This window comes from Colwellia sp. 12G3 (assembly GCF_002836775.1).
Lineage (GTDB): Bacteria > Pseudomonadota > Gammaproteobacteria > Enterobacterales > Alteromonadaceae > Colwellia.
This window is the reverse complement of record NZ_PJAQ01000006.1, coordinates 1-19,225: the sequence shown is the minus strand read 5'-3', so window position 1 is coordinate 19,225 and position 19,225 is coordinate 1. Positions and strand designations below refer to the sequence as shown.

The following is a 19,225-nucleotide window of genomic DNA, read 5'->3' as shown; positions in this document are numbered from 1 at the left end:
CCCTATGACTATTGCTATCTTGCCTGCACGTTTGGCCAACCAAATTGCTGCTGGTGAAGTGGTCGAACGCCCTGCATCTGTTATTAAAGAATTGATTGAAAACAGTCTCGATGCGGGGGCGACGTCTATTCATATCGATGTTGATAAAGGTGGCATTAAAAAGATAAAAATTACTGATAATGGTCATGGCATAGTAAAAGACGAATTAACCTTGGCATTAAGCCGTCATGCAACCAGTAAAATTAAAAATTTGAGTGACTTAGAAGCTATTGATAGCTTAGGTTTTCGTGGTGAAGCATTAGCCAGTATCAGCTCGGTTGCCAGATTAACGTTAACATCTAAGCCAAAAGCACAAGCAACAGCATGGCAAGCTGTTGCAGAAGGACGGGATATGTCAGTGAGCATAAAACCCGCAGCTCATCCCGATGGTACCAGTATTGAAGTACTCGACTTGTTTTTCAATACACCGGCTAGGCGAAAGTTTTTACGTACGGAAAAAACTGAATTTAATCATATTGATGAAGTCGTAAGACGGATCGCGCTTGCCCACTTTGAAGTGAGTTTTATCCTTACGCATAACGGGAATACTGTTCGACAATATCGCATGGCGAGTACTCATGCACAATGTACTAAACGTGTTGCTATGATTTGTGGCCCAAAGTTTATTGAACATGCCGTTGAGGTCGATTGCCCTCATGACAACATGACGCTATCGGGTTGGTTAGCAAAACCAAGTTTCTCGCGCAGTCAAAATGATCTGTGTTATAGCTATGTAAATGGACGCATGATGCGTGACAAGTTAATTAATCATGCCATTCGACAAGCGTATGCCGATTTACTGCCACCGGATACCTACCCTGCATTTGTACTTTTTTTACAGCTTGACCATAAAGAGGTGGATGTAAATGTTCATCCATCGAAACATGAAGTACGTTTTCATCAAAGTCGCTATGTGCATGATTTTATCTACTCCGTTTGCCATAAAGCGCTGACGTCAGGGCTATCTGGCGAAGAATTATTTACTTCTGCTAATAATGATATGTCGCTAGTAACCGAACAGTCATATTCCACAGCAAATGAAGCGCCAGCTAACTATTCGCCAACCAATTCAGAAAACGTCAGTCATTCTGCGGTGAATTACCCTCGAGCTGATTATGTTAGACCATTGCAACATGTTAGTGATGCAAATAGCAGTCAGTCGGTCTATGATCCCGCTGTTAGTGGCTACGGCGGTAATAACCAAAAAGCACAGTCGAATGAAGTTTCCCTAGCTGCAGCGAGTAATTATCAGGCATTAATGACACCTCATGTTGAAAACTACAAGCAAGAAGTGCTTTCCAATGGTTCTGCTCCTAACGTGGCACATGAGCTAAATATTACGGGTCTGCATAGTTCCGCTGAGCAAAGCATTCTTCTAAGCTTATCCCAGCCCGGATATGCACTTTATAAAGCGGTAAGTGGTGTGAGAGTGTTATCGCTCTTTAAATTAGCGAAAAGTACTTACGGTAAACTTGTTGAGCAAAGCTGGCCACGTAGACATGATTTGTTAGAGGACTCTACTGAAGGATTAGTCAGTCAACCGCTGTTATTACCGGTAATGTTAAGCCTTTCTGAGGAACAACGAAGCATCGCATTAGCGGAGCAAGAGCTACTCTCTAAAGCTGGTATTGTGTTTGTTGAGCAGAGTAAAAATAAAATACAAATTAGGCAATTTCCGGCGTTATTACGTGAGCAAGATGTAAGTAACGCGCTGCTAACCATCCTTGATGAACTTATTAAAAGTTTAAATCTCAAAAACGGTGTAGCACTTTGTGAAACGGACATTCATTATAGTGTTGGTTTAGCGATGGTTTTAAGCCAATATGACGAAACACAAGCTGATATTTTATTAAAATTATCTAAAAAATTATTTAATGAACAACTTAGTCAGCAATTACTCTTGAATTCTATCCCTCTTGACCTTACATCACATATTAAGAAGTTATTTTAGTCATTCTAAATAAGAGTTACGTATTCGTGTCAGTTCAAAGCATCGCAGAATCTAATCAACCACCTGTTATTTGTTTAATGGGGCCAACCGCATCGGGTAAAACCGCTTTGGCGATGGCACTGCAAACCGCATTGCCTTGCGATATTGTTAGTGTTGATTCTGCGCTTATTTATCGAGATATGGATATTGGTACAGCCAAACCAACAACAGCGGAATTGGCTAGCTACCCCCATAGACTTATCAATTTACGTGATGCCAGTGAAAGCTACTCAGCAGCAGATTTTTGTCATGATGCTTTAGCCCAAATTGCAGAAATACGAAGTAATAACCGCATTCCATTGTTGGTCGGCGGCACTATGATGTACTTTAAAAGCTTAATTGAAGGTATATCACCTTTACCAACAGCTAATGCTAATATACGAAAAGTAATTGAGAGTGAAGCGTTAACACAAGGCTGGCAAACAATGCATGACCAGCTAGCCGAAATAGATCCTGTTTCTGCTGAGCGAATACACCCGAATGACCCCCAACGTATCACTCGAGCATTAGAAGTGTATAGGTTGACGGGTAACACTTTGACACAATTGACTCAAATAAAAGGTGCTAAGCTCGCCGGCAATGTTTTACAATTAGCTATAGCTCCCCAAGAACGTAGTACTCTTCATGAGCGAATAGCACTGCGCTATCAACAAATGATAGATCAGGGCTTTGAACAGGAAGTGATTAAGTTAAAATCACGAGATGACTTACATCAAGATTTACCGTCAATTCGTTGTGTTGGCTATAGACAGATGTGGCAATACCTTGATGGTGAATTTGATCACGATGAAATGATTTTTCGTGGTGTTTGTGCAACCAGACAATTAGCTAAAAGACAGCTAACTTGGCTAAGAAATTGGCCTGATTTACATTGGCTGACAACGGATGATAAAACCAATTTAAACCAAGTTTTATCACTGCTTAACGCAAAGAATTAAAGGGTAAGCAAATATAAAGCAATAGTTGAAAATTGATGTATAATTAATTCGTTAGCTATTTAATACAACGTTTTGTTGTGTTGTTTTTATAGTAAATTTTTCAGATACTTTGTTACTGTGTTTTAAGTTTATCAGTAACGTTTAATAATAATAAAAGGGACCATATAATGGCAAAAGGTCAGTCTTTACAAGACCCATTTTTAAATGCGTTACGTCGTGATCGCATTCCAGTTGCAATATATTTAGTTAACGGTATTAAGTTACAAGGACAAGTAGAATCGTTCGACCAGTTTGTTATTCTCCTTAAAAATACTGTTAGTCAGATGGTATATAAGCACGCTATATCTACTGTTGTACCTTCTCGCGCTGTTAATACAGCACCTGTACCTAACTCGGATGATCAATCCTCAGATGATTAAAGCTTTTTATCTGTTTTTTAGTACGATTAATTATGGTACTAGGATTTAACGCTATTGTTTGAACGTTATCAAGCGGGTGAGCAAGCAGTATTAGTTCATTTAGACTTTCCAGATGAAAGCAGTAGAGAAGACCTAAACGAATTTAAAATGTTAGTGTCTTCTGCCGGTGTACAAGCGTTAACCGTTGTCACAGGCAAACGAAATACTCCTCACCCTCGCTTTTTTGTCGGATCGGGGAAGGCTGAAGAAATTCGTGATGCTGTTCATCTAGTTGGCGCTAATGTCGTTCTGTTTAATCATAGTTTAACGCCATCACAAGAAAAGAATATTGAAGTATTATGTGAATGTCGTGTGGTTGATCGTACCACCTTAATTCTTGATATCTTTGCGCAACGTGCTAGAACGCATGAAGGTAAGTTACAAGTTGAGTTAGCACAATTACGTCATATGAGTAGTCGTTTAATTCGAGGCTGGACTCACTTAGAAAGACAAAAAGGTGGCATCGGCCTTAGAGGGCCAGGTGAAACACAACTTGAAACAGATAGGCGTTTATTGCGTGAACGTATGGTTAATATCCGTAAACGTTTAGGCAAAGTTGAAGTACAAAGACAACAAGGACGCAGAGCGAGAACTCGAGCCGAGTTACCGACTTTATCTTTGGTTGGATATACCAATGCTGGTAAATCAACACTGTTTAATACCTTAACACAGGCAGATGTGTATGCCGCTGATCAGCTTTTTGCGACTTTAGATCCAACGTTAAGAAAAATTGATTTAGTTGGTGTAGGTCGTGTCATTCTAGCTGATACAGTGGGGTTTATTCGCCACCTACCGCATGATTTAGTTGCTGCGTTTAAGGCGACACTAACTGAAACGCGCGAAGCTGAATTGTTATTGCATGTAGTTGATATTTCAGATGACAGGCGTAGCGAAAATATCGAACAAGTAGAACATGTACTTAAAGAGATTGAAGCGAACGATGTACCTCAGTTAATTATCTGTAATAAAATTGATAACTTAGATGATATTGAACCAAGAATAGATAGAGACGATCAAGGGTTGCCAATTCGTGTTTGGTTATCAGCTCAGGCAAATATCGGTACTGAACTGCTATTTACTGCGCTGGCCGAACGCTTAGATATAAAAGTGGTTAATCATCATTTGAGTATCCCACCAAGTGCTGGCAAATTACGTGGTGAGTTATACAGGTTAAATTGCGTTACTAGCGAGGCGTTTGATGAGCAAGGTCACTGTCACCTTGAAGTTAATATGCCATCGCGGGAATGGGAGCGATTAATTGCTAATAAGTACAGTGAGTTAGCTGACTATATTAAACATTAATTAAATAATTTTTAATTGTAAGGGCGATGATTTTATTTTCGCCAATTTTAGTGGAGAACAATATGGCTTGGAACGAACCGGGGAATGATGAAAAAGACCCCTGGAAAAACAAGGGTGGCAAGAATCAAGGGCCACCAGATTTAGATGAACTTCTTAATGATCTTGGTAAAAAAGTTACCGGTATATTTGGTGGTAAAACAACTAAAGGTGGTTCTGGATCAGGTAAAAGCTTTTCTAATATTGGACTATCTATCCTTCTTGTTGTTGCGTCTGTGGTTTATGCATTTAGTGGTTTTTACACCATTAAAGAAGCCGAGCAGGGCATAGTACTAAAATTTGGAGAATATTCAGGCACTGTTGAACCAGGTATTAACTGGAAATGGACCTTTATAGATCGCATTATCCCGGTTGATATGCAAAGTACACGTGAAATGCCTTCATCTGGTTTTATGTTAACCAAAGATGAAAATGTAGTAAGTGTTGAAATGGAAATTCAGTATCGCGTAGTTGATGCTCGCAATTATATTTTTAGTGTTACCAATGCAGATGATAGCTTAAAGCAATCACTTGATAGTGCACTACGTTATGTTGTCGGTCATGCTAAAATGGATGATATTTTAACCAGTGGTCGAGAGTCTATTCGTCAGTCAGTTTGGGAAGAGTTAGATAAAGTTATCGAGCCTTATAACCTAGGGTTAATTATTGTAGATGTTAACTTTAAAGATGCTCGTCCACCTAATGAAGTGAAAGATGCTTTTGATGATGCAATTTCGGCACAAGAAGATGAAGTGCGTTTCTTGCGTGAAGCTGAAGCTTATGCTCGTGGCATAGAGCCCCGTGCACGTGGCCGTGCTAAACGTATGGAACAAGAGGCACTTGCTTATAAAAGTCGAATCGTTTTAGATGCACAAGGTGAAGTTGCTCGTTTTGAGAAAATTTTACCAGAATACCAAGCGGCTCCAAAAGTAACACGTGAACGTTTATACATAGCTACCATGGAAAAAGTGTATGGTAATACGAGTAAAGTTATGATTGATGTTGAAGGGGGAAATAATATGATGTATTTACCTTTAGATAAAATTATTCAGCAACAAAATACTAGCAATCGTAGTGGTAAATCTAATTATGCACCAGTAAATGAGCCTAATGTAAATACATCACCTACTTCATCATCAGATCGTTCTGATAGATTTAATAATGGGAGTAACTAAGAAATGAAGAATTTTTCCATTGCTATATTATCGTTACTGCTCATTTTCGCTGTATCGTCCGTTTTTGTTATTTACGAAGGTCAACGTGGCATCGTATTCCAATTTTCAAAAATTAAGCGTGACAGTGCTACTGATGAAATGATGGTGTTTGAACCAGGTTTACACTTTAAGATTCCATTTATTGAGACAGTACGTAAACTAGATGCACGTATTCAAACATTAGATGAACCAGCAGATAGATTTGTAACCTCAGAGAAAAAAGATCTAATAGTCGACTCTTTTGCAAAATGGCGTATTGTTGATTTCTCTACTTATTACCTTCGTACTTCAGGCTCTGTAGATAATGCTCGTGCATTATTAAAACAAAAAATTAATAATGGTCTGCGTACGGAATTTGGTAATCGTACCATTAAAGATATTGTGTCGGGTGATCGTGACGCGATAATGAGTAAAGCGCTAGTAAGTGCTGCGAGTAGTCGTGAAGAGCTTGGCATCGAAGTTGTTGATGTTCGTATTAAAGCGATCAACTTACCTACCGAGATAAGTCAGTCTATTTATGAGCGTATGCGTGCTGAGCGAACTGCGGTTGCTAAAGAGCATAGATCACAAGGTCAAGAGCAAGCAGAAATTATACGCGCTACTATTGATGCTAAAGTGACAATAATGTTAGCTGAAGCACAAAAGAACTCTTTTACATTGCGTGGTGAAGGCGATGCTTTGGCAGCGAAAGTGTATTCAGATGCTTATACTAAGGATGCAGAGTTTTATAGTTTCTACCGTAGTCTAGAAGCCTATGAAAAAAGTTTTAGCAGCAAAAATGATATCATGGTTGTTAAGCCTGATAGCGAATTCTTCCGTTTTTTAAAAGACGGTAGTGCAGCTAAAAAATAGTAATCATTGATATATTAGTTCCTGATTATTAATAAAAGCCAGCATATTTGCTGGCTTTTTTATGCCTAAACAATGCTGAAATATAGCAGAGTAAAGTCATTATCAAATGAACACTATGAAACATATATTTATGTTTACTTCTGTTATATTCAAAGAGATAAACCCTACATCCTAGCCAATCAAGTGGAAGCACAAAAATTGCGGAAATTTAAATTCAATGAAGGTAAAAATATGAAAATAAGAAGATATGTAATCGCTGTTATCGCATCATTGCCAATAACCGCAACATTAATGGCTGCGGAAGCTCCCTTAGTTTCAATAAAGACTCAAGATGATTTCTTTAACAATATAAGTAAACATTGTGGTAAGTCATATGAAGGCAAGGTGACTGTTGATAATGCTGCGGGAGGAAGTTTTGCTAATAAAAAACTAATTATGCATGTACGCAAGTGTACCGACCGTCAATTACAAGTGCCTTTTCATGTGGGTGATGATTCATCGAGAACGTGGATTATAACTAAAACGGGCTCTGGTCTTTCACTAAAACATGATCATCGTCAGAAAGATGGCAGTAATGATAAATCAACTATGTATGGTGGACATACTGATGATGCGGGTTGGGCACAGATGCAATCTTTCCCTGCAGATCAATACTCTAAAGAGCTTTTTGTTGATCAAGGTATACCGCAGTCAGTTGGCAATACGTGGCAAATGTATATCTATCCAGAAAAATTTACCTATCGTTTGATCCGTCAAGGGAGAGAATTCAGGGTCGATTTTGATTTAACAAAGCCAATTAGTGCGCCAGTTACTCCCTGGGGCTATGAATAATTTACAGCTAACTTGTTAACTTACTTAGTTATTTTAAAAGCATCTTAAAAAGCTGCTTTTTTAACTTGGACTATAATTATTTCTTTGGTAAAATTCCCGCCTAATTTTCTTACGAAATAGAAAAACATGGGCAAAAATGTAGTTGTTCTCGGCACCCAATGGGGTGACGAAGGTAAAGGTAAGATCGTTGACTTACTAACGGATAAAGCTAAATACGTAGTTCGTTATCAAGGCGGTCACAATGCTGGTCATACTTTAGTAATTGACGGTGAAAAAACCGTGTTACATCTTATTCCATCTGGCGTATTACGTGATAACGTAAAATGTTTGATTGGTAATGGTGTAGTGTTATGTCCTAAAGCATTAATGACAGAAATCACCATGCTAGAAGCAAAAGGCGTTCCTGTACGTGAACGTTTGCTCATCAGCGATGCATGTCCATTAATTCTTCCTTATCATAACGCTTTAGATGCTGCGCGTGAAATAGCACGTGGTAACAAAGCAATTGGTACTACAGGTCGTGGTATTGGTCCAGCTTATGAAGATAAAGTTGCACGACGTGGTTTACGTGTCGGCGATTTATTCTGCGCAGAAACATTTGCAGCTAAACTCAAAGAAATTGTTGAATACCATAACTTCTCATTGGTTAACTACTATAAAGTTGAGCCAGTGAATTATGAAGAAATTTTAGCTGATGCATTAGCTATCGCTGATACCATCAAAAAGATGACTGCTGATATTTCTGAAATATTGGATCAAGCCCGTAAAAAAGGTGAGTCAATCATGTTTGAAGGTGCTCAAGGTACTTTACTTGATATCGACCATGGAACTTACCCTTACGTAACTTCTTCAAATACAACTGCGGGTGGCGTTGCTACCGGTTGTGGTGTTGGTCCTCGTCACTTAGATTACATCTTAGGTATTACCAAAGCTTACACTACACGTGTTGGTTCAGGTCCTTTCCCTACGGAATTGCATGATGAAGTCGGTAACCATCTTGGTACCGTAGGTCATGAATTTGGTGCTACTACGGGTCGTGAACGTCGTTGTGGTTGGTTTGATGCGGTTGCAATGCATCGTGCAATTCAAGTAAATAGTGTAACAGGTTTCTGTTTAACTAAGCTTGATGTACTTGACGGTTTAGAAACGTTAAAAATCTGTATTGGCTATAAAACACCTGAAGGTGATGTAATTACAGTACCGCCAACAGCGGCTGAAGGTTACGAAAAAATTACACCTATATATGAAGAGTTACCAGGTTGGACAGAAAGTACAGTTGGCGCTACGTCAGTTGATGCTTTACCAGCTAATGCTCTTGCATATATTAAACGTATTGAAGAAATTACTGGGATACCAGTAGATATTATTTCAACCGGGCCAGATCGTGTTGAAACGATTATTAAAGTGAACCCTTTCCTTTAAGTACTGCTTTACTTACCCTTATCTATAAAGAAAGGGTAAAGTAATTTCTGAATAATAAAGTCCAGCCTAGTGTTGGACTTTTTTTTGGAAAAATTTTACGCATAATATAAATGTGGTTCTAAGTGATCGGATGTCTAGATTAATTCATTTCGACTTTCATAATCCTGCATGTATGGCTTTTCGCTAGTTAATATGTTTTAAAGGCGCTTAAGGCCATTTCATCATACATACCTTGTGTTTTTACTTGAATAGTTAATTGTAAATAGCCAATATTTATCAAATTGATATGTTTTTATCGTATGCTATAGTCTCATTAGTTACAGCTTACATAGCGGTTATATAGTAAAACAGGCTTGTATTGCTCTATCACTATGAAATACCATATAAGTAAGTAAAGGCTAGTGTTAATAATAACGATAATAATAAAAAACAAACATGGCTATACTTTCATTAACAACAAACTAACACTATTAATAACGCATTAGGAACCTTCATGACAGATCTACGCCAGCAAGCTTTAGATTACCACTCTCTACCTACGCCAGGTAAAATTTGTGTTGCACTGACAACATCAGCTGAAACAAGTTATGACTTGTCACTAGCATACAGCCCTGGTGTTGCAGAGCCTTGTCGAGAGATAGCAAAAAACCCAGACGATGTTTATAAGTATACTGCTAAAGGCAACACTGTAGCGGTAATCACTAATGGAACTGCGGTATTAGGCTTAGGTAATTTAGGTCCTATGGCCTCAAAACCAGTGATGGAAGGCAAGTCGTTATTATTCAAACGCTTCGCCAATATTGATTCTTTCGATATCGAAGTAAAGCATAAAACGGTTGAAGAGTTTGTTAATACTGTCGCGAACATTGCTGATAGTTTTGGTGGTATTAACCTTGAAGATATTAAAGCACCAGAATGTTTCGCTATTGAAAAAGCGCTAATAGAACGCTGTAAAATCCCAGTATTTCATGATGACCAACACGGCACCGCCATAGTAACGGCTGCTGGAATGATGAATGCATTAGATATTCAAGGTAAAGATATTAAACACGCTAATATTGTATGTCTAGGTGCCGGTGCTGCAGCGATAGCTTGTATGGAATTGTTGATTAAGTGTGGAGCACAGCGAGAAAAAATCTACATGCTCGATACTAAGGGTGTGGTACATACGCGTCGTGATGATCTTAATGAATATAAGAAATTATTTGCTAACAATACCGATAAAAGAACGCTAGATGATGCCATTGAAGGCGCTGATGTTTTTGTTGGTGTCTCTGGTCCAGATCTTCTATCAGCAAAGCAAGTACAAGCCATGGCTGATAAGCCTATTATTTTTGCTTGTTCAAATCCTGATCCTGAAATTAAGCCAGAGCTTGCACTTGCGGCTCGTGATGACTTAATTATGGCTACAGGTCGTTCTGATTATCCTAATCAAGTAAATAATGTTTTATGCTTTCCGTTTATTTTCCGTGGTGCATTAGATGTTCGTGCTCGTACTATTAACGATGCGATGAAGATAGCAGCGGTACACGCTATTAGAGCGCTTGCCAAGAAACCGGTACCTGCTGAAGTACTTAAAGCGAGTGGTGAGACAGCCCTTAGCTTTGGTAAAGACTACATTATACCTAAGCCTATGGATTCTCGTCTGTGTGCTGCTGTTGCAAGAGCTGTTGCACAAGCAGCGGTAGACTCTGGCGTTGCAGCGTTAGAAATGCCAGAAAACTATATGCTTTAGTGATTATTGGCTAATTTAGGAAAAGATTTATATTCACTGAATCCTTCTTAGTCTTTGATTATTTTGACAACAATGCAAATAAAGGCCATGGTATGGAAATTACTGGGCCTTTTTTATTGGATAATTATTATGAAAAAAACGTTAACACCCTTTTTATTAATCAGCATTATGCTTTCACTAGCGTTAACTGGCTGTTCGCAAGCCAGTAATGAGCAAATTCAAACACAAGAGATACTACAGAAAGGAGATAGCCAAGTGAAAGATAAACAGGAACAAACTTGGCAAGAAGTCACTGTGAAATATTATGACTTTGAAGGAGGCTTTTATGGTTTAACTACTAAGTCTGGAGATAAACTATTGCCAATGAATCTGGAAAAAAAATATCAATTACCAGATACAGTACTTAAAGTAAAAGGTCATATAATTAAAGATATGATGACAATTCAACAATGGGGACAGCCATTTAAAATTACTACCGTTGAATTAATTAGATTAGGGAAAGCTAACTTGGGGGAGTCTTTTTAGTAAAAAAAGGAATGGCTTAATAATACATTGAGCCATTGAGAAGGGCTGAATCGAGAAATGGATCTTATTATGAAAATTGACATAGTTAAAAGCCTATTCGTTTTATCATTAATTAGTTTAATAGCTTGCTCTCCAATAGAGCTCTACCAAGCTGAAAATACTTATGAAGAAGCTAAGCTTTCGAAAAATGGAAAACGTATCCTAGCATCCTTAACGTTACTAGCTACTTTAGATTCTAGCCAATATAAAAATAAGTTAGATGAGGCTAAGTTAGCATCTTTAGAGTTACAAAAAGCTAAGTCCTTTTTAGCCGAAGACCATATATATTTAGCATATCTTTCGAGCCACGACTCATATAGGACAATGGCAACAACTGAAAGTAAAGATGTACTTTTAAAAGTAGGAGGGCAGTTAAGATACTTGTTAGATGTCCAATCAAATATAGCCAAATCTTTTGATAATTTACCTACTCCATTATCAACGGTTATATTAAAGTACCAAAATCAGTCTGTACTTAAATGGGATGTGATTAAAATTAATAGTGTGATGGAACAACTTGGTCAGGCTGCTAAGTTTATTAGTCATTCATTGAGTATTTTAGAGCGGGAAAAAGGAGCTGGATTGTCGCCTGAAATAACCCAATGGCAATTAGCAATTGAAAGTCAATTAAAAATGATTAATCAAGTAGAGCAATATTTAATTAATTTAGCGTTATCAAGTAGTGCTATAGAGCTTGAAAAACTCAATGCTGAATTGACAAATAATAGTGAAAATTTATTATCGCTTGTTCGGGAAGAACTTGCTCAAGAGACGATGCAACCTCATTTTATTAAAGCTAATAAAGAATATCAGCGTTATTTTAATTTGAATGAAAACTTATCTTTGGCAAGTTCACCTACTAGAAGAAATTCCCATGCCTCATGGTATAAAGATTGGAATGCTATCGAAAAAGAGGTTTTGGAAAGTATTAGCCCATTTTCAAGTTATCCCACTACCTCTTTAAATAGAGTAAACAAATTAAAATCGTTCATAAATGGTGCGAATAAAATGAAACCTGATTTAGAGTTAGGCTCATCAAGTTTATACTTATTTATGAGTAAGTTTGGAAGCATATATAACTTATTAGAAAAGTTGAATAAAGATCGAATGTTATTAACTTATGGTTAATCATCAAGATTTTATTATTCAATTAAAAGGATTTTACATGAATTTTTCCCCCCTTAAAATAATTACTTTAGCGTACTTATTTTCATCTTCATTGTATATACCATCGGTGAATGCCACAGATAACCTGCCACCCATTTTAGATTACTACCCAAATTGTTCTTATAAAATCATTGAGTATCATTTAGCAAAGGTTATAACAGAGCAACCACTAGCAGAGCAAACAGCATTAACGTTATTGACTAAATTACGTAGAAAAGCTAAAGACCGTGGCGCAGATGCTCTTATACTGATAAATAAAGATGTTAATAAAGCCATGAGTATGGATAAATTTTATGGCCAAAATACAGCTAATGCGACTAAATTTATAGTCAGTTATGAAGCTGAGTTGATTAAGGGGTGTAAGGTCGTCAGCAGAAGTGAAACAAAGGCAACACCTTATAATCACAAGGGTTATCAAGTAAAAAAAGGGATGAGTTCGTCAATCACTATACAAACCAAAGTCGTATTTACTCCCCCGACTAAAGCTAAATTGAATCATCCAATAATAACAAATAATGAATTGTCTCTGGTTAATGGAATATACGGTATTAACATCGGACTAGAGTATCAACAAGTAATTGATAAATTTGGCGAACCTAGTATTGTGCTGTCAATGACTGAAGGTCTTATTATTACGGGTTACGGTAGAAGTCATTGGTTACACTTTCAAAATAATAAATTAGTTAAAGTACAAAGCAAATTATCCATTGTTTCTCCTGTGTTATTAAATATGGTGCCACTACGTGATTTTTTTGATAAAACGCCTTGGGTGCTAGCTACTAAAATAGCTCGACAATCATCTTTCTTAGATGTGAAGACTGCCATGATGATGGATATGAAACTAAACAGTCAAAAAGAAGTAGTTATAAAAGGTAAAGAAAATAGCCTAATACTAGCATTTGGTTACAGGCAGCTCTCGGAAGATAATGATAAAAACTATTTTTTAGAAGACTTTTCTTTAGAATCGAACAGCTATATTGAAACTAAATCTAAAGTTGAAAATAAAAGAGAAGGTCAGTTTGATAGTTTAAGGAGGATAATTGCAAATTTAAACCAAGGTAACTCAATTGATTTAGGATTGCTTAAGTCTGTTTTAGGTCAGCCTTTTGGACGTATTACTGTTTCTGCTACGTCCTATATAGATATTTACAACGAAAACTTACTTGTAGAGATAAAGAGAGCTGAATTAGTGTCAATTCAATTACTAGATGAGCTGTTCAGAATAAAAGGCGATCTTTCAACAAAAACGCCATGGTATTTGGGTGACTTTGTCCAAGGAAAAAGTATTAAAGATCTCGATAGCTTCTTCCCAGCTGATATCTATAAGTTAGATAATATGTATGAGATAGACTCAGAGGAATATCAGCTAACGCTTTTTTTTGATGATAGCGATGAGAATAATACGCTTTATGAAGCAAAGGTTACTATGTATTAAAAAAACAGCTAAAGTAAGCAACATTTATTTTATTGATTTACATTCATGTGGCTGCATAAGTTTAGTTAACAAAGATTCACCTTCAATAAATTGTATTTGATACAAGTTTTGGAACTCTTTCTCACTCAATTCTGCAACATTATGATTGCTTAATAATTGAGTAAGTTGTGGCGTGGTATTACTGTGTCCGACAATTAGAGCATTTTCTTTTCGCTGCTTTAAATGCAAAGAAAACTGCTCAAGTTGTTGAGGGTTGTAATTTTTGATAGCTATTTTTTGTGCATTAGATAAAGGCGCAGCTGTCGACAAAGTTCTTTGGTAACTTGTACTATAGATAGACTTGATATTTGCAGTGCTGAGTAAGGTTGCTAATTGTTTGGCTCTTTCCTTACCACATTGTGTTAATGCTGGGTTTTTACTGTCAGTTTGCTTTTCAGCATGTCTGACAAGGTAAAGGGTAAAGTTATCACTCGCTAAGCAAGGCTTTAAAAGTAATGAACTAATCATTAGGATGCTAAATTTTATCATAGAGAATTATTCTTTAAATAAGTGATATGGCTAGAGCAATATGTATTCACAATTACTCTAGCTAATTGATGTTTAAGTTATTATTAAAATAAACGATTTAAACCATTCAATGCTGCTACGCGGAATGCTTCTGCCATAGTAGGGTAATTGAAAGTTGTTTCAACAAAATACTCTATAGTATTACCACCATTTTTTTGCTGCATAATCGCTTGACCGATATGAATAATTTCAGCTGCATTTTCACCAAAACAATGAATACCTAAAATCTCTTTCGTTTCTCGATGAAAGAGAATTTTTAAAGAACCGACCAAGTTATTAGAAATTTGTGCTCGCGCAAGATGCTTGAATTGAGCTCGACCAACTTCATACGGAATTTTAGCTTCCGTGAGCTCTTGTTCAGTTTTCCCAACTGAGCTAATTTCAGGAATAGTATATATACCTGTAGGTATATCAACAATTAACTTAGCTTTACTAGTACTATCAACCATTGCTAAAGCGGCAATTCGGCCTTGATCAAAGGCAGCACTAGCCAAACTTGGATAACCAATAACATCGCCAACCGCAAAAATATTGTCAACTTCTGTTTGATAGCAATCATTTACTTTTAACTGACCGCGACCATCGGCTTTTATACCTGCAGCAGCAAGGTTTAAGTCTGCCGTATTACCAGTTCGACCGTTGGCAAAGAGTAAACAGTCGGCACGCATTTTTTTACCTGACTTCAAGTGCACAATGACAGCATCGTCATTGGCTTCAACGCGTTCAATCTCTTCACCGTGCCTTATGACAACACCACTATTCCATAAGTGATAACTAAGCGAGTCAGACATTTCAGCATCTAAGAAAGATAACAAACGTTCACGCGTATTGATTAAGTCGACTTTTACCCCTAGGCCTCTAAATATAGAGGCGTACTCGCTACCAATAACACCGGCACCGTAAATTATGACGTGTCTAGGCGCATGCTTCAGGCTTAATATACTATCGGAGTCATAAACACGTGAGTGATTAAAATCAATATCATCTGGACGGTAAGGTCTAGATCCTGTAGCAATAACTATCTGCTTGGCAGTAATTTTATCTACTGAACCATCAGGATGAATAATGCGGATAGTATTGGCATCAACAAAAGAAGCCTCACCTTGGATATGTTCAACACGATTACGGTTATAAAAGCCACTACGTAAATTTACTTGTTTGCGAATTACAGCAGAGGCATGACTTAAAATATCTTGAAAGGTAAGTTGTTTTACTTGGTCGCGTTGATTAAACAATGGATTTGAATTGTATTCAATTAAACGACTTACGGATTGACGTAATGCCTTTGATGGAATGGTACCCCAATGAGTACAACCACCACCAACTTGGTGGTAACGTTCAATAATCGCAACTTTCTTTTGGCGTTTGGCAAGGTTCATTGCCGCACCTTCTCCACCTGGACCTGTGCCTATGATAATTACGTCATAATCAAAATTTGCTTCTACAGTTTTACTTGTTTTTGATTTAGCCAACAGTAAGTCCTCGTATTATTTATTATAAAAAATATAGCAGTATATTATCAGAACTAAAACTGACAATATTGAGCTAATTCAGTATTATGACAATAATACTGAATTTTATGTCATAAAGAGCACTTTAGATGAGTGGTGTAAGAGCACAGCAAAAAGAAAAGACCCGTCGACAGATAATTAATGCGGCTTTAAATCAACTGAGTGCTGAACGTAGTTTCTCTAATTTAAGCTTACGCGAAGTAGCTAAAGAAGCAGGGTTAGCGCCGACATCTTTTTATCGCCACTTTTCTGATATGGATGAATTAGGTTTAACTTTAGTTGATGAAGCAGGTCTAACACTTAGACAGTTAATGCGGCAAGCAAGGCAACGTATAGCTAAAGGAGGATCTGTTATTCAAATATCAGTACAAACCTTTATGGAGTTAATTGAAAGTAACGGTAATATTTTTAGACTGTTACTGCGTGAGCGCTCAGGGACATCTGCCGCTTTTCGTGCAGCAGTAATTCGAGAAATTCGTTATTTCACTATGGAGCTTTGTGATTACCTTCAAAAAGCGAATCAACTTGAAGCTGATGTCGCATATATGCAGGCTAATGCAGCAGTAACGATTGTTTTTAGTGCTGGCTCTGATGCACTTGATATCGAAGATAAAGTAGAGCGAGATCAATTAGCTCAACAAACAATTCAGCAATTACGTTTTATCGCTCGTGGTGCTCTTGAGCTTAGTAATCGTCGCAAAGCTTCTAGAAAATCTCGTTAGTTTATTTTCTCGTTAGTATTACACCGGTTTCAACATGGTCGGTGTAAGGAAATTGATCAAATAGAGCAAATTTATCAATTTTATGCGTTTCTACTAGTAACGCTAAATTTTCTTTTAAAGTTTCAGGATTACACGAAATATAAATAATTTTATTAAAACGTCTAACTAATTCGACACTATCTCTATCCAAGCCTGCACGAGGTGGATCTACTAATACCGTATCGTAGTTATAAGTTGTTAAGTCAAAATCTTCTAAACGCCTGAACTTTCGTTCGCCATTCATGGCTTGACTAAATTCTTCACTCGACATACGCACAATATCAATATTATCAATACCATTTTCTTTTATATTAATTTGGGCGGAGCGAACAGAAGTTTTAGATATCTCTGTACCGAGTACTCGATCAAAATTTTCAGCAAGTGCAATACTAAAGTTACCATTACCACAGTAGAGCTCAATAAGATCACCGCCAGCATCTAGTGTTGCTTGTTGAGCCCATAATAGCATTTGCTCATTAACACCAGCATTGGGTTGAGTAAAACTATTTTCAACTTGCTGATAAATATATGTCTTGTTGCCCACTTGCAAAGATTCCATCACATAATCTTTATCGACAATAATTTTTTGCTTCTTTGCTCGACCAATTATATCTACCGGAGCTATTGTTGATAGCTGAACTTTTAGTTTTTCCGCTTCAACTTGCCAATTATCTTCCAGAGGTTTGTGATACAACATGCTTATCAACAACTCACCACTCAATGTAGATAGAAAGTCGACTTGAAAAAGTTTAAAACGCAATTCACGATGATCTCTAATTGCAGCGAGTAATGCCTTCATCGCGTTATTGATTAATTCACTGGCAACAGGAAAATCATCTATTCTAAATTTCTGCTTAGTATCACTATCAAACATGATGTAATAAAGATCATCACCGTCATGCCAAATTCGAAACTCTGCTCGTTGGCGGTAATTTAAAGGTACCGATGGATATAGATCTGCAGTAGGTAGGTTAAAATCACTAAATAACTTAGCCATATTTTGTTGTTTCTTTGATAATTGCGCATCGTAATTATCGGGATGAATGTGACTAAACATAAAAATGCCTTGTATAAAGTAATAGAGATAAGAATAACAGCGCGAATTTTACTACCCACCTAGATTTTGTCTAGCTCTTAATCCCTCTAATGAATAAATAACCAAATAATGATTATTTATACTTTAAATACTGGGTAAAGGTAGAAATACTGTGGTGAGACAAAGATAGCATGCATCGGAAATGCTATTGTCAGAGAATGCAGTAATAACTTTCCTCGCGACTAGAACTAAGGACTATCTTATTATGCCGTTTGACTTACATCAAAATAACTATCAATTCCAGAGATAAAATAATACCAGAAGTTTATAAAACTATTATGTTATCGCTGCTGAGTACTATGTAATAAAAAAGGCCGCTATTAGGATAGCGGCCTTTTATTTTTATCATTTATAGCATTAATCGTCTAAGTTGTTATCTTCAGTTCGCTCTGGGCGATCTTTTGCTTCTCTAACTTTTAATGTACGTTGCTGAAACTCTGTATCGTTCAATGCAGAAATAGCTTTATCTAAATCATCAGCGGCCATCTCAACAAAACCGAAGCCACGACGTTTTCCTGTATGCTTATCTTTCATTAAACGTACAGAATGTACCGAGCCATGTTCAGAGAAAAGCTCACGTACTGAGGTTTCATTTGCTCTATAAGGTAAGTTACCAACATAGAGTGTTCTAACATCATCATCTGAAACACTAGTTTCATTGGTTGAAGATGAACGGGTATTAGCTGATAAATTACCAGCTAGTAAAGGTGCGATAAACGCACTAACAAATACCAAACTGGCAACAAGGACAGAACTAGCTGGTATGGCAAAAGTGACAATATAAGCGATGATAGCAAAAGTAACAGCGATGACGACTGTTTGTAACGTTGGAGACTTCATATAAAGATACCTAATTATTATTTTAATAAACTAATTTAACTGCTGAATATGTGCAAATAGCAATTCGTATGTTACGCAGCTTTTTATAATGTGCAACTATCAAGTGCAAAAATTATGCAATTAATCTTATATTAAAGAACAAATATTAAGAATACCTACTAGAATGGTTGTTTAAATGAACGTGTTGCCTTTAAAGTGAACGAACGATTCAATAAGTATGATTTTAAGTTGAAAAGGTATTGACCCAAACAATAAAGTCTCTACAATGCGCTCCAGTTCCAAAGGGTTCACGCAAAATGAATCATCAACGGACTGTTTTGATATGTTATCTAAGCGATTAAGTGGTAAATAACATAACTTAACGTGTAGTTTTAAATGTTTCTCGAAATGATTTGAAATAAACGTTGACATCAAAACTAGGAAGCGTATTATACGCCTCCTGCTTCGGGGCAACAGCAACGAGCAAA

Annotated in this window: 17 protein-coding genes; 13 read left to right on the top strand and 4 right to left on the bottom strand. The window is 36.9% G+C overall.

Annotated features, from left to right (window positions below; genetic code table 11):
• Window positions 1-4: 4 nt before the first annotated feature.
• The 12 genes from mutL (at window position 5) to CXF71_RS01780 (ending at window position 13,983) form a co-directional block, all read left to right on the top strand.
• The gene (gene mutL, locus CXF71_RS01835) at window positions 5-1,990 is read left to right on the top strand and encodes a DNA mismatch repair endonuclease MutL (RefSeq protein WP_101231296.1); all 1,986 of its coding nucleotides are present in this window, start codon (window positions 5-7) and stop codon (window positions 1,988-1,990) included.
• Window positions 1,991-2,031: 41 nt separating this feature from the next.
• The gene (gene miaA / locus CXF71_RS01830) at window positions 2,032-2,967 is read left to right on the top strand and encodes a tRNA (adenosine(37)-N6)-dimethylallyltransferase MiaA (protein WP_198559812.1); all 936 of its coding nucleotides are present in this window, start codon (window positions 2,032-2,034) and stop codon (window positions 2,965-2,967) included.
• Window positions 2,968-3,134: 167 nt separating this feature from the next.
• Complete coding sequence (gene hfq / locus CXF71_RS01825) at window positions 3,135-3,386, top strand: RNA chaperone Hfq (RefSeq protein WP_101230266.1); 252 nt, start codon at window positions 3,135-3,137, stop codon at window positions 3,384-3,386.
• Window positions 3,387-3,440: 54 nt separating this feature from the next.
• Entirely contained in the window at window positions 3,441-4,727 is a 1,287-nt protein-coding gene (gene hflX, locus CXF71_RS01820) for a ribosome rescue GTPase HflX (protein ID WP_101231294.1), read from the top strand.
• 62 nt (window positions 4,728-4,789) lie between these two features.
• Entirely contained in the window at window positions 4,790-5,938 is a 1,149-nt protein-coding gene (hflK, locus tag CXF71_RS01815) for an FtsH protease activity modulator HflK (protein WP_101231293.1), read from the top strand.
• Between the two features lie 3 nt (window positions 5,939-5,941).
• Complete coding sequence (gene hflC / locus CXF71_RS01810; protein WP_101231292.1) at window positions 5,942-6,829, top strand: protease modulator HflC; 888 nt, start codon at window positions 5,942-5,944, stop codon at window positions 6,827-6,829.
• 291 nt (window positions 6,830-7,120) lie between these two features.
• A complete protein-coding gene (locus CXF71_RS01805; protein ID WP_442871912.1) occupies window positions 7,121-7,660 on the top strand; it encodes a hypothetical protein in 540 nt (179 codons plus the stop codon).
• Between the two features lie 126 nt (window positions 7,661-7,786).
• Window positions 7,787-9,082: an adenylosuccinate synthase gene (locus CXF71_RS01800; RefSeq protein WP_101231290.1), complete on the top strand. Its 1,296-nt coding sequence runs from the start codon at window positions 7,787-7,789 to the stop codon at window positions 9,080-9,082.
• Between the two features lie 493 nt (window positions 9,083-9,575).
• Window positions 9,576-10,817, top strand: a complete 1,242-nt coding sequence (locus CXF71_RS01795; protein ID WP_101231289.1) for a malic enzyme-like NAD(P)-binding protein — start codon at window positions 9,576-9,578, stop codon at window positions 10,815-10,817.
• 129 nt (window positions 10,818-10,946) lie between these two features.
• Window positions 10,947-11,342 (top strand): hypothetical protein, encoded by a 396-nt coding sequence (locus CXF71_RS01790; protein WP_101231288.1) that lies wholly within the window; start codon window positions 10,947-10,949, stop codon window positions 11,340-11,342.
• A gap of 69 nt (window positions 11,343-11,411) precedes the next feature.
• The gene (locus tag CXF71_RS01785; protein WP_101231287.1) at window positions 11,412-12,509 is read left to right on the top strand and encodes a hypothetical protein; all 1,098 of its coding nucleotides are present in this window, start codon (window positions 11,412-11,414) and stop codon (window positions 12,507-12,509) included.
• Between the two features lie 37 nt (window positions 12,510-12,546).
• Entirely contained in the window at window positions 12,547-13,983 is a 1,437-nt protein-coding gene (locus CXF71_RS01780) for a hypothetical protein (RefSeq protein ID WP_157826676.1), read from the top strand.
• Between the two features lie 24 nt (window positions 13,984-14,007).
• On the opposite strand, the gene CXF71_RS01775 is transcribed toward CXF71_RS01780, so the two are convergent.
• Together CXF71_RS01775 and sthA are read right to left on the bottom strand one after the other, a co-directional pair.
• Complete coding sequence (locus CXF71_RS01775) at window positions 14,008-14,511, bottom strand: SixA phosphatase family protein (protein WP_101231285.1); 504 nt, start codon at window positions 14,509-14,511, stop codon at window positions 14,008-14,010.
• 83 nt (window positions 14,512-14,594) lie between these two features.
• Window positions 14,595-16,022, bottom strand: coding sequence for a Si-specific NAD(P)(+) transhydrogenase (gene sthA, locus CXF71_RS01770; RefSeq protein WP_101231284.1), 1,428 nt, complete (start codon window positions 16,020-16,022; stop codon window positions 14,595-14,597).
• A 128-nt stretch (window positions 16,023-16,150) separates the two neighbouring features.
• On the opposite strand from sthA, the gene fabR reads away from it, so the two are divergent.
• Window positions 16,151-16,783 (top strand): HTH-type transcriptional repressor FabR, encoded by a 633-nt coding sequence (fabR, locus tag CXF71_RS01765; RefSeq protein WP_101231283.1) that lies wholly within the window; start codon window positions 16,151-16,153, stop codon window positions 16,781-16,783.
• A gap of 1 nt (window position 16,784) precedes the next feature.
• Here fabR and trmA read toward each other — a convergent pair whose 3' ends face one another.
• Complete coding sequence (gene trmA / locus CXF71_RS01760; RefSeq protein WP_101231282.1) at window positions 16,785-17,879, bottom strand: tRNA (uridine(54)-C5)-methyltransferase TrmA; 1,095 nt, start codon at window positions 17,877-17,879, stop codon at window positions 16,785-16,787.
• Between the two features lie 396 nt (window positions 17,880-18,275).
• Window positions 18,276-18,758, bottom strand: a complete 483-nt coding sequence (locus CXF71_RS01755) for an RNA recognition motif domain-containing protein (RefSeq protein ID WP_101231281.1) — start codon at window positions 18,756-18,758, stop codon at window positions 18,276-18,278.
• Between the last annotated feature and the right edge of the window lie 467 nt (window positions 18,759-19,225).